This window comes from Alkalispirochaeta americana, from assembly GCF_900156105.1.
GTDB lineage: Bacteria > Spirochaetota > Spirochaetia > DSM-27196 > Alkalispirochaetaceae > Alkalispirochaeta > Alkalispirochaeta americana.
In genome coordinates this window covers 63609-75589 of record NZ_FTMS01000002.1, presented here as the reverse complement: position 1 = coordinate 75589, position 11981 = coordinate 63609, and the positions used below count along the sequence as shown (strand labels likewise).

The 11981-nt window shown below is 57.1% G+C and carries 9 protein-coding genes; 2 read left to right on the top strand and 7 right to left on the bottom strand.

Features of this window, described 5'->3' with window-relative positions; genetic code table 11:
- Positions 1-10 precede the first annotated feature (10 nt).
- Complete coding sequence (locus BW950_RS02010) at positions 11-1318, top strand: UPF0164 family protein (RefSeq protein WP_083943646.1); 1308 nt, start codon at positions 11-13, stop codon at positions 1316-1318.
- On the opposite strand, the gene BW950_RS02005 is transcribed toward BW950_RS02010, so the two are convergent.
- From BW950_RS02005 to BW950_RS01990, 4 genes are all read right to left on the bottom strand, one after another.
- On the bottom strand, positions 1290-2297 hold the full coding sequence (locus BW950_RS02005) for a Gfo/Idh/MocA family protein (protein WP_083943645.1): 1008 nt from the start codon (positions 2295-2297) through the stop codon (positions 1290-1292). The genes BW950_RS02010 and BW950_RS02005 overlap by 29 nt on opposite strands.
- Complete coding sequence (locus BW950_RS02000; protein WP_076487622.1) at positions 2276-2893, bottom strand: HAD family hydrolase; 618 nt, start codon at positions 2891-2893, stop codon at positions 2276-2278. The genes BW950_RS02005 and BW950_RS02000 overlap by 22 nt, the downstream gene beginning before the upstream one ends.
- A complete protein-coding gene (locus BW950_RS01995; RefSeq protein ID WP_076487621.1) occupies positions 2890-4119 on the bottom strand; it encodes an aminopeptidase in 1230 nt (409 codons plus the stop codon). Before BW950_RS01995 ends, BW950_RS02000 begins: the two co-directional genes overlap by 4 nt.
- Positions 4120-4191: 72 nt before the next feature.
- A complete protein-coding gene (locus BW950_RS01990; RefSeq protein ID WP_076487620.1) occupies positions 4192-5316 on the bottom strand; it encodes a metallophosphoesterase in 1125 nt (374 codons plus the stop codon).
- Between the two features lie 264 nt (positions 5317-5580).
- Here BW950_RS01990 and BW950_RS01985 point away from each other — a divergent pair, with 264 nt between their 5' ends.
- On the top strand, positions 5581-7380 hold the full coding sequence (locus tag BW950_RS01985) for a hypothetical protein (RefSeq protein ID WP_076487619.1): 1800 nt from the start codon (positions 5581-5583) through the stop codon (positions 7378-7380).
- Here BW950_RS01985 and BW950_RS01980 read toward each other — a convergent pair.
- The 3 genes from BW950_RS01980 to lipA form a co-directional block, all read right to left on the bottom strand.
- Positions 7377-8789, bottom strand: a complete 1413-nt coding sequence (locus BW950_RS01980) for an adenylate/guanylate cyclase domain-containing protein (protein ID WP_076487618.1) — start codon at positions 8787-8789, stop codon at positions 7377-7379. The genes BW950_RS01985 and BW950_RS01980 overlap by 4 nt on opposite strands.
- 10 nt (positions 8790-8799) lie before the next feature.
- The gene (gene ligA / locus BW950_RS01975; RefSeq protein WP_076487617.1) at positions 8800-10728 is read right to left on the bottom strand and encodes an NAD-dependent DNA ligase LigA; all 1929 of its coding nucleotides are present in this window, start codon (positions 10726-10728) and stop codon (positions 8800-8802) included.
- 199 nt (positions 10729-10927) lie between these two features.
- Complete coding sequence (gene lipA / locus BW950_RS01970) at positions 10928-11845, bottom strand: lipoyl synthase (protein ID WP_076487616.1); 918 nt, start codon at positions 11843-11845, stop codon at positions 10928-10930.
- Positions 11846-11981 lie beyond the last annotated feature (136 nt).

Sequence of the window (11981 nt, the reverse complement as noted above, 5' to 3'; positions counted from 1 at the left end):
GAGCGGTACAATGTATATCAGAATGGCTCAGGAACGTCGATTTACCGCAGTTCTGCTCCTCTTTGTCGTGGCCACGGTGCTGGTCGTGCCGGCTTTTGCATCCGGTGTGTCCGAAGACTCCTTCCACGACTGGTACGGCGATATCCACGAGCAGGTCGGCGGCGAATCGGTACAGAACACGGGACTCACCGTTTTTCCTACCCTGATGATCCCCATGGGAGGAGAACAGGAGGGCATGGGAACAGCCTATACCGCCGTGAGCCGCGATGCATCCTTCCTGGAGGCAAATCCCGCAGCCAGCTCCCGCCTTGAAAAAACCGAGGCAGCAGTCTTCCATAACAACCTCATCGCCGATACCAATATGGAGGGAGCAGTCTATACCAGCCGTCGCGAGAACCTGGGGTACGGCGTTGGAGCAAAGCACCTCCACGTTCCCTTCACCAGCTACGACGACTACGGAGGTCAGCTCGGGACGGCCCGGTACAGCGAGACCGTGGTGGCGGGGAACGTCTCCTACAACTTTTTCAGCGGTTTCTATTTCAGCGGTATCTCCCTGGGAGCAAACGTAAAAGCAGCCTACCGTCATATTCCTGATCGTATCGCTCCGGGCCAGTCCGCCGCGGGCGTTATGACCGACCTGGGCATTCTGACGCGATTCCACTTTCTCAAACCCTATTCATCGCAGGAACCAAACTTCTCTCTAGGGACAGCTATCAAGAATCTGGGACCGCCCGTGCTGGACGAACCGCTTCCCACGGTCTGGTCCACAGGAATCTCCTGGGCTCCCCTGCGGCCCTTGCTCCTTGCTGCCGACATTCACGTCCCCATCATGCCTTTCTCTGATCAGCCTCCGCCCGACCCGAGCTACGCCGTCGGAGCCGCCCTGACCGTGACCGATTTTTTCGTTCTTCGTTCAGGATTCCTGCTTATGGGAGGAAACCCCCGCCTTACCATGGGAAGCGGCATCCAGATCCAGGAGATGACCATCACCGTAAACTACACCCTGGACATGACCACCCAACTCTCCGCCTTCGATCGCTTCAGCATCCAGGCAGCCTTCTCCCTGGGTGATCGAGGCCGAGGCGATCGGCGTGATCAGGTGCGGACACTCTACCTGGACTCGTTGCAACACTTTGCCGTGGGGGAGCTGGAAGAAGCGATTTATCTTAACCGGCAAGCCCTTGCCCTGGACCCATCCTTCGAACCGGCCCGGGAAACCCTGGCCATGGCAGCCCGTATGCTCGATCTCCAGAATCGCATGGAATCGATCCGTCTTGATGAGGATCGGCTCAGACCCGACGAGAGGCTTCGTGAATGACCCGAAGCGCCGCCAGGGCATCGGCTGCCGTTGAGCGCGAACGCTCCAGCCGCCCTTCGGCCAGAGCAACGGCCTCGTTCATCATCCCCAGGAAATAGCCCGTCGGCTCGGGGACAAGACGGGGCACGTCCTGGAGCGAGCGATAGGAACTGTAGTGGGGACTGATCTCGCTCCTGCTCCAGGAAAAAATCCCGTTGCCAACCCGAATTTCCCCGGAGGAGAAGCTCAACCTGATCTCCAGGTGGAGATAATCCCGCTCGGCCCCGATCTCAAGCACCACGGGCAGACCCTGTTTCTTTAGGACCCCATGAATAAAGACCGACGATCGGCATCCTCGCATGTTCCCAACCCTCCGGCGCACCCGAAGAGTGTCGTCGGTCAGGTAGTGGATCGCGTCGATCAGATGTGTTCCATCGTGGTGCAGAACACGGTGGTGGGGTTTGTTTTTCCCGAAGTAGAGAGTAGCTGTTATACCCAGAAGAGATCCCAGGGCGTGAGAGCGCATGGCCTGGCGCACCAGCTCGTAATCGCGGGAGAAGCGCCGCTCGTGGTTTACCAGGATTTTCAGCCCCCCCTGTTTCTCGATTCTGGCTATGCGCCGGGCCGAGGCCATGGTATGGGCAAGAGGCTTTTCACAGACCACCAGGGGGATCCCCTCGCGGGCTGCCATGGCAACGTACATCTCGTGGGTATCGGGGTGGGTTGCAACGACCAGTATCTCCGGAGCCGTGGTGCGGATCATCTCCAGCGCATCGGAGAAGACGGGAGCACCCCAACGCCGGGAAAAGAGGCGGCGCCGCTCTTCATCGCGATCCATACCCCCGACAATGGCACAACGGCCGGTAGCAACCAGCGCCCCGGCATGGGTACAGGGCTTTTCCCGTAAGGGATCCTCCTCCAGAAGGGATGCGATCCGTCCCGTCCCAACGATCGCTGCAGAGATCATCCCGTCGGGGGTCATTCTTCCGTCTGGGGGCATCCGATCCCCTCTTCCTGCGGAAAAAGCCGGACATCCGAAACAGACATCCCCGCGTCCCGGGCGGCCTGGAGACCGGAATCACTGTCTTCGAAGACGTGACACCGGACAGGATCAACTCCAAGCCTCCGGGCACACTCCAGGAAAATATCGGGGGCCGGCTTTGCGTGATCCACATCATCGGAAGTCACCACGGTTTGAACCAGGGAGGCAAAGCCTGTTGAACGAAGCGTCACCGAGGTCACAGCCCGGCACTCGTTGGTGGCGATTCCGATGGGAAGCTCTCCAGCATACCGGCAGAGGATGCGTGCGACCCCACCGATGGGCTTGACCTCCTTGATTTTCTGCAGATAGGCCCGGTCCTTGGCAACAGCCAGCGCCATCGGTGAAAAGCTTCTGCTGAAACGCTGGTTCAGGGCGTCCACGATTGCCACAGAAGAGAGCCCCCCCAACTGTTGGAACAGCTCCTTCTCCAGGGGTATCCCCTCGTTTCGCAGAATCTCACGCCATGCTTCAAAGTGTATGGGCATGGTATCCAGAAGCGTACCGTCAAGATCGAAAATAAGCGCCCTGGTCCGGTCATCAGGAGTAAAACTCATGAAACAAAACGCCCCCTCTCGATAATTCGTTGGGTTGAGCCGTCCTGAAGCGTTGCCCTCACCTCCATAGCTTCGGTGCCAATCATGAAATCCAGGTGCTGCCTGCTTCGGTTCGCACCAATTTCATCGAGGGTCTTGTCGTCCAGAACCGTTCCCCCTTCAATACAGGAGGGATACGCAAAACCCAAGGCAAAATGACAGGCAGCATTCTCGTCCAAAAGGATATTGTCAAAGAGCAACCCCGATTGAAAAATCGGCCCCCTGGAATCAACCAGAGCAATCTCGCCCATGAAGGAACTCCCCCGGTCAACCTCCAGAAACTCCCGGAGCGCTTCCTTCCCCGAAGACGCTCCGAAGTTCACTACCTTGCCCTGGTCGAACTCCATCCAGGCGTCACGAACCATGGTTCCCATAACCCGCACGGGGCGTGATATCGCGGCGCGCCCCCGGGTTTGCCGATAATCAGGGGTGGTAAAGACCTCCTCCGTGGGGAGGTTTGGAGAAAACTCGATACCCTCGCTGGTCCGGGCACCGCCCCCCTTCCAACGCGCCCGGGAACTCAACCCAACGGTGAGATCTGTGCCTGCGCCGGAAAAATGGAGCTCCCGAATCTTCAACTCGGTCATGGTCCGGGCCCGCTCGGCCAGAAAAGCACCATGATCTTTCCAGAAGCGGGCCGGATCGTCGGCATCGAGACGAAGGATCGGAACAAAGGCCTCCCAGAGCGCATGAAGAGCTTCCTCTCCCGGGGGCATATTCAGGACAGCCCCGGCCCATTTCGGCGATGGGACCGCCATAACGGTCCACTGGGTCTCGTCGTTACTGAGGCCCCGCCGCAGTTCAGCGTCGGTCTCGCTCAAGGCACGGGTGATCGCACCCATCCGGCCGGTATCAGCCCCATCCAGCACCGAGGGATCCACGGGTGATTTGATAGAGAGAAGTGCCCAACGATCCCGGAGAAGCTCCTTGTTGCGACTTTCCCGGTAGGAGGGAACGAAGGAGAGATGGTCCTGGCCGGAAAAATCAAGCCGGGTTCGAAGCAGCCTGGACGATTCGGTCCAAAGATCCACATAGGAAGCGCCCCGCTGATAGGCCAGAGAAGCCACCACTACGGCAGCGTCGAGATTTTCAGGTTCAACCTTTATCGCCAGGGGCTGGCCCTGTTGGAGGTTAACCCCCGCCAAGGCTACATGAGCAAATCGCTCCAAGTATTTTTCAATTTCCATGACGAAGAATTGTATCACAATATCGCCTGCATAGCACCCCGGTGAGCGCCCGGCCCGGCGCCCGGAGGTGCGCTACGAAAGGAGACGGACCCGGCTGAAAATATAGGCCAAACTATCCTGTTTTATCGGGATTCGCTGAAAGGGTGTTCCCTTCAGGGGTTCAGGAGGATACTCACGATACCGCTGGTATCGCTGCTTCCTGGTGGTATCCGCCCAGTAAACGAGACGGAGATTGCCGCCCTCGATCTCAAGGCAGGTCATGCCCTGCTTCCCCAGAACGTTTCCGGAATTAAACATACAGGGAACAAGCAGTCGCTCCTCGTAGAGACTCGCATGGGAAGCATCTCTTTTTTCCACCTCCTGGATATTCAGAAGATCTTCCTTGAGTTGGTCAATGCGGTCCTCGATGGCAGATTGATCCGGGCTTTCAGGATAGGCCCGACAGAGAGCTTCGATTTCAAAGAGGACGGAGTCAGTTTTCCCCATGGATTCAAAGAGCGGACGATGGGTATGGCCGATAAAGACCAGAATATTTCGCTCTGCGGCAAAACGGTACGCCCTTCGTTCCACCAGAAACCGTCGCCGGCTGTCGTCGGCCACGGGAGGCGTGCTCACATGAAGAGGATTGGCCAGATAGCGCAAAAGAAGCCGGGCGATATTGTTGTGTTTCTGGTACCACCGGTTTGTCTGATGTCCGTGAAAAATGAAGATTGTTCCGCAGGCATGGGCAAGGCGCACTCCCTGAAAGATCGGTTCCATAAAGGTTTCGGGCCAGTTTTCCCGTCCCAGCACGCCCAGGCCGGTCACGGCAGGACCGCCCTCAAGCAGCTCCAGGTCGTGGTTGCCCACAATACGGGTCAACCCGCCCCGGTCCGCAACGGCGCGAAAGGCCAGGTATACGTCTTTCCAACGGTTTACAATGCTTCTCATGCTGAAGCGCTGTAAATCTTCCACATCACCATTCAGAATGAGATGATGTCCTCTGGCGGCGTAGTAGTCCTTGAGAACCGTAGAAAAGAGTTCCCCGTTGTGTCGAAAATCGTCGTTCCGGCCACCGTTTCCCATGTGAAGATCGCTAAAGACCACCAACCGGTCTCCGTCGGAAATTTTGCGAAGCGGCGAATGGTCGTAAATCTCCTGCAGATCTTTCTGATGTCCCTGGCCCTGGTCTCTTTGACTGGAACTGTCTGTTGCCATAGCTCTCCTCGCAAGTTCTTGCGTACTCTTCATCTCCTGTGCGGGAACCCCGGGTGACTACCCTGGGTGGCGCCAGGCCTTCCGAAGCTCTCTTGCCGCCCTGGTTACAGATCGTCGAAGCCGTGCATCGCCAGGCCCACACGCCACCAACGTGCAGACCGTCAACATGCAGACCGTCAATACACAGACCGTCAAAGACCAAAGACAGATCGCGAAAAACTGACAAGATGCTCTCTCCTTGGTATAGTTTATCAGGGAGATAGAATGCAACCGGATTACGTATCATACGAGCCGAAACAACGGGAGGAGTTCCTCTCGCAAATTGGAAACTTTTCGCCCAACGAGCGAGACGTTTTTCACAGACTCTGCAAGAACTGGCAACCCCGCATCTCCTATGAGAAATTCTCACGTCTCCTGGGGAGCTCTTCGGGCGGAGGGGCCGGTGACCTGGCATCACTCATGACAAAGCTCCAGCGGGGTGGCTGGGGCATCCTGCGGAGCAAAATCGCCGAAGGCAACCGATCCCGCGACGCAATCATTCTCACGGACCAGCGTTCTCCCCGATTCTACTGCGAACTGGCCGACGAGTACTTCACAGACATGCTTGAATCGATCGTGAATCCTCTTCCCCTGATATCGATCATCGAGAAAGCTCAAGGGACCATCCCGCCGGCATCAATTCTTCTCGTGGAGGCCGATCAGCTCGCTGCGGTGATCAGCGGGAAAGGGCCCCACACGGAAAAGACGGGGATCCTGGAGGAACAGCCCCTGGCCGTGCAAAGCTTCGACAACGACCGTCTTCTGATTACCCGCAAAAATCTCCGGTCCTTCGGTAATATGGCAATTCTCAAGCTGCGCTACTACCTGACAAACACGACGCTCCTGGGTCTCATGGCAAAACTGCAGGACACCAGCCTGATTCTGCTGAAAAAGAGTTGCTCCGGGAAAGATGGAGCGTTCTGGCTGGCCTTGACCAAAACAATAATGGCTCATAAGAACGATATTGACAGCCTCCGCAATGTGGGGATTGAGAAAACCTTCTACCATGCGGCGTGGCTTCTCAAAAATCTCATAGAGTCACAGATTGCTGAGGCGGAAGAGCGCAAGCGACGCCAGGAAGAAGAAAACCTGGATCTGGAAGCTATTGCCCACGCTGTAAAAGAAACCCCGGAAAAACTCCTGCCCCAGGCGTCTCTCACGGCCATGCTGGAAAGCCAGCGCGAGAAGTATGATTCCGAGATCGGGCGCTTCAAGGAGAAGTTTTTCGAACGCTATGTTACTCCCGAGCCGTCAAGAAAACTTCCCGCAGTTCTTCAGCTTGATGATAACTTCATCCACCGGGACAATCTCTACCCCCTCTTCCTGGAACATTTCCGGATAGCCGAGATGGAGCTCCCTGCCTATTTTGTACATCTCATGGAACACTCCCTGCGAACGGGCAACCGGAACCAGGACCCTACTTTTTTCACTCTGGAGAGCTTTGAGCAGGCCCTGCAGGAGCAGATTCGGTCGTACAGCACGTTTCTGCCGGAACTCATCGGGAAGCCCGTTCTTCTGGCCGAGGGGATCATCCATCACACAAAACTGACCAGGCAAACCATAACTCCCGCTGAGCTGCGACAACAGCTCTCTCTCTATTTTGATACCGAAACCCTCCGCCCCCTGCCGTTGCGGGAATGGTTTGGACTCCGCCTAGTGGATATCTTTGACAGGGCCTTCGCTCGTCTGCCGGTCTGGCACCGCCTTTGGTTGCGGATGAGCGGAAAATACGAGTCCTTTCGGGGCCGCTTCCTGAAACAAACAGAACACACAAAACCGCTTCGATCCTTCCGGGACACACCTCACCACCAGGAACGGTCCCGACACGACAGGGATCAGGAGCACCTCTCCGGAAAAGGATCCACCCCGGGACGAGGGGAAAGCTCCTCCCGAAGCACATCCCCCCAGGGAAGAACCCGGGGTCAAAAAGGAAGCGCTGCAACGAAGTCCCAGCGGGCCTATAACAGAAAACAAGTGGAGAGCGCCTGGAAAGAGTTTGGAAGCACCCTCAAGAAGAACGACTAGCCACTAAGCAGCTCCAGATCTTCCTGGCCGGATTGGTACTCCAGAATTGCCGAGAAGATTGAGCCGAAAACCAGGGGAAAGACCACGTTGTGAAAGTAGGCTCTCTGGGCGATCGCCGTTTTTTCCTCTTCGTACTGCCTCAGGAGGTTCTCCCGGGCCAGGGCAACGTGCCGGTCGTAGGAGGCGAACGGTAGATCGTCCTCGCCCGTAGCAGTCCGGTGGTTTATTGTGTCCTGATACCGACCCAGGAGCGTAAAAATTTCAAACAAGGACAGCTCCTGACCCAGCTCTTTCTCCAAGGCTTGCCTGTCATTGTCCAGCCGCCCCAGCAATTCCGAGAATCGCTGGGGATACATTATTTCGTAGGCCTCGCTTCGTCGCAAGATGACTCCCTGATGGGCCAGGGCCTCTTCGATCGCCTCGATCACATGGCGGTTTCCCCGATAATACTTGAGTATGGAGAGAATGCGTTTCGCCCCGAAACGGCCGTGGGCGAGCAGCGCCAACACTTGCTCCGCCATCTGCTCGGGCAAGGAGGGGTTCACCTGTATGCTGCAGGTCTCGTAGGCCGCCCCCCCCTTCTCCCGGAGGCGAACCTGACGAACCGAGAAAAGTTCATCCCAGGTGATTGTGCCATAGCGGCTCCCCAGGGCCCGGGCCTCCCGGCAAAAGCGATTTCGATACTCCTCGAGAAAGCCGTGAGAGTTCAGGATTTCGTAATATGCCTGGGAAATCCGCAAGCCCCCCACGGGGGCAGTGCTTTCCATTCGCTTTGCATCGATCACGGGCATTCCGATAACATCCCACTGGCGGGCCCCGTCGGGCCCGAAGTTCCCGATAGTAACCTCGCCAAGATTCGCCCCGACCCGGATGCGAATCTGGAACATGGCACTCAGAGGGTTTGCCACAGCGTCGTCGCTCCGCAGGCGCTCCATGATGGCGAAAGCCCGGCTCAGGGCCTGACGGTCGGTCTCGTTGTGATAATCTTCAAGAAACCGGTCGTCGGCGCTGTTGAAGCGAAGACTCACCCGCTGCATCTCCACGCAGGTAAAAAAGAGCTCCTTCGCCATGTAGAGGCGGATCTCGTCGGGATCTGCCGTCTTGCGTACCACCGGGTCTATAAGCCCTCCGAAGTGGAACATCAGGGAATCGCCCTCGATCTTGTTCAGATACCCTCCGTGTTTGCGCAGAACACCGTTAAAAGCCGTGTACAGCCCGTTGAGAACTTCCTGATTTTCCTTGGGGGTCAGAAACTTGGAGAGAAAGGTGTAATCGGCGATATCGATGAACCCCACCCCAACTTCAACCTCTTCGCTCTCCTGAGGGATTTCTCCCACTTCCAGAATCGCATCCACCAGTTGCCGGGGAAGATAAAAATCCTCAATCTGTTCCCTCAGGGTTCTTTTCATACCTATGATGCTAATCCGCCTGAGAGCCTGGCGCAATAACAGATTCCGGAAAATCGGGAAGGAGAGCAAGAAAATCTTCCTCGGTGATCACAGGAACCCCCAGTTCCCGGGCCCGCCGGGCCTTGGCCGAGGTAGAGTCGGGACTGTTCGTGACGAGTCGGGAGAGACCGGCCGCAACGGAACTGCGTGACTCGCCTCCCCAGCGACGAACCAGCTTTTCTGCATCGCTTCGCTTCAGCCGATTGAGCGTACCGGTAAAGCAGAAGGTCATCCCCTTCAGGGGAAGCTCTCCGGCTGCGTCAGCGGACGCCCCCTCCTCCAGGATGAGCGTCCCCGTGGCAAGAAGACGATCCATCTCATCCCGAACGGCTCCAAGACCCTCAAGTATCGCCCGGGCTGTTGTTTCGGCAATTCCCTCGGCCCGTGAAAGATCATCCACCGTGGCCGCCCGTATTTTTTCGAGAGTGTCAAAGCCCGCGTCGACCACCTTCTGCATCTTGAGTTCGGCTATGCCAGCGATATCAAAACCGGCCACAAACCGAGCCAGCGGCACGGGGTTGGCCCGGCGCAGGTTCTCCAGGGCCTTGGAAGCACTCACCTCTCCCATACCAGGAAAGGTTGACAGATCCTGCACGGAAAGCCCGTAGAGATCCGCGATCTCGCGGACCAGACCCGTTTCGAAAAGTTTCCCCAGCAGGACATCGCCAAAATCGCGGACCTCCAGGACATCGATCCATTTCTGCAGGCGCCGAAAGGCCCGGCGCGGGCACCGCAGGTTTGGGCAGTAGAGGCGTTTCCCTTCGTTCACCGTGGCCGTTCCGCAGACCCGGCAGTACTCGGGAGGGGTAATGTCCCGGGTCTCTTCGGTGTGCCGAACAAGACGCTCGATTTTTGGAATAATATCACCCCGTTTCGAGATAATTACTTCACTGCCGATCCTGAGTTCCATCGAGGCTATCAGCTCGGGGTGCACCAGACTGGCCCGGCGCACCGTCGTGCCCGCCAGCAGGACCGGATCAACCAGAGCCACGGGAGTGTACAGGTGCCCCGATTCGCTCCATTCGACATCACGCAGAATGGTGAGGGCTTCTTCGGCGGAAAACTTGAAAGCGATCTGCTTTTGAGGACGGGCCCGCTTCATATCCTCGCGATCAACCTGGGGTCCCTTGATCACGAGCCCGTCGATATCATAGCCCAGGGAGGAGCGCTTCTCTATTACCAGGTCTCGATAATGGATTACCTCTTCGGGCGTTTCCAGAACCACCTGGGGAACCAGATCGAAGCCCATACGCCGGAGCCAGTCTGTTTTCCCGATTTCATCGGAGAAAGCCCGTTCCTCCTCCAGAGATATGGCGTCGTAGCAGAGAATGCGCAGGTGTTCGCTACCTGCTCCGTCCTTGCGCCGCATGATACCGTTTGCAGCGTTCCGGCAGTTTGCTTTTTCCTGATAATAGTGGCGATGAACCCGGTGCTCCATGATGATCTCGCCCCGCACAGCGCCGGAAAAGATCTCGGGAAGCTCCTGGGGAACTCCCTGCATGGCCCGGACGTTCCTGGTGATATCGTCCCCAATACGACCGTCCCCCCGGGTTACTCCATGGATAAAGCGACCTTGGTGATACTGGAGCTCGATACTGGCTCCGTCCAGTTTATATTGAACAATGTAGCGGGGATGGGCGATTTTTTTTGCCCACCGGAGAAACTGCTCCGGCGACGAGGCTTTATCCTGGCTCCCCATGGGGATAAGGTGTTCCCGTTTTGTGTGATCTTCGTTGCTGTCTTTGCCGACCCGGTTCAGGACCGGATGATCGGGGGCCAGCTCTGTGAGCTCATCCCACAGCGTATCGAACTCGATGTCCGATATTTCAGGCTGGTGGTTGTAATATTTGTCCTGGTGATACGCAATGAGCTCTGCCAACTGATCTATACGGTTTTGCATGACCGGTCAAATATAGCCCGAAGAATCCAAAAAAGGCACCCCGGTCCCGGATCTCTTTCCCGGACGCATAAATACAACATGGATACCGGCAGAAGACAAAAAAAGGGTCTGCGGGGAAAGGAGGTGAACCCCGCAGACCGTAACGTGCTGACTCACCCTGTATAACAACCCAGGCGCAGAGAGGTAACACAAGAAAGAATTATTTTTTTCTTTCTCCGCGATAATCCTCCTTCTTCGAGCCGATCTGCTTCAGATATTCCTGGTACCCCGCGCCCGCATGGTAGGAAGATCGCACCAGGGGGCCGGCGTCACAAAAACGGAACCCTCTGGCCAGAGCCTGATCGCGCAGGAGGGAAAACTCCTGGGGCGTCCAGTATCGCTGAACCGGCAGGTGCCTCCTGGTGGGTTGTAGATACTGTCCCAAATTCAGGATCGTCACACCCTGCTTCAGCAAGTCTTCCATAGCGACAAGGACCTCCTCTTCCGTTTCTCCCAGCCCCAGCATGAGGCTTGACTTCAGGGCCTGGAGGGGGGCCAGATCCCGGGCGGCAGCCAGAACACCCAAAGACCGATCGTAATCGCTGCGGGAACGAACCTGTGGCGAAAGACGCCGCACCGTCTCCAGATTATGGCCCAACACCTCGGGCCGGGACTCCAGAACCACCTTCAGAGCATCCCGGTTTCCCTGAAAGTCCCCCGCAAGCAGCTCCACCGCACAGCCGGGAGCGGCCTCGCGGATCGCCTCAACGGTCTGCGCCATCACCAGGGCGCCGCCATCAGGGAGATCGTCACGGTTGACCATGGTGATCACAGCGTGGACCAGTCCCATTTTTGCCACCGATTCGGCCACTCGCCGGGGTTCTCCCTGATCGACAGCGATGGGGGCTCCCGTTTTCACCGCACAAAAGCGGCAGCGCCGGGTACAGATTTGCCCCAAAATCATGAAGGTCGCCGTCTTGTGCTGTCCCCAGCACTCGTGAATATTTGGGCAGCGAGCTTCTTCGCAGACTGTAGTAAGCCGCTCTTCCCTCATTAACCGCTTGAGATAGCGGAAGTTCTCCGTCGTATTTAGCTGGATTTTAAGCCAGTCAGGTTTTCTTTCGCAGGAATCGCTCATACCCGAAGGATACTGATTTGTTGACTTCCTGGGAAGGAATCTCCCCGGTGGTGAGAGGAAAGATAATAAAGGAAATCTCCTCATCAGAAGACCAGATCGGGAACCCGGGCACGCGTCGGGACAAGGCTGTCCCAGA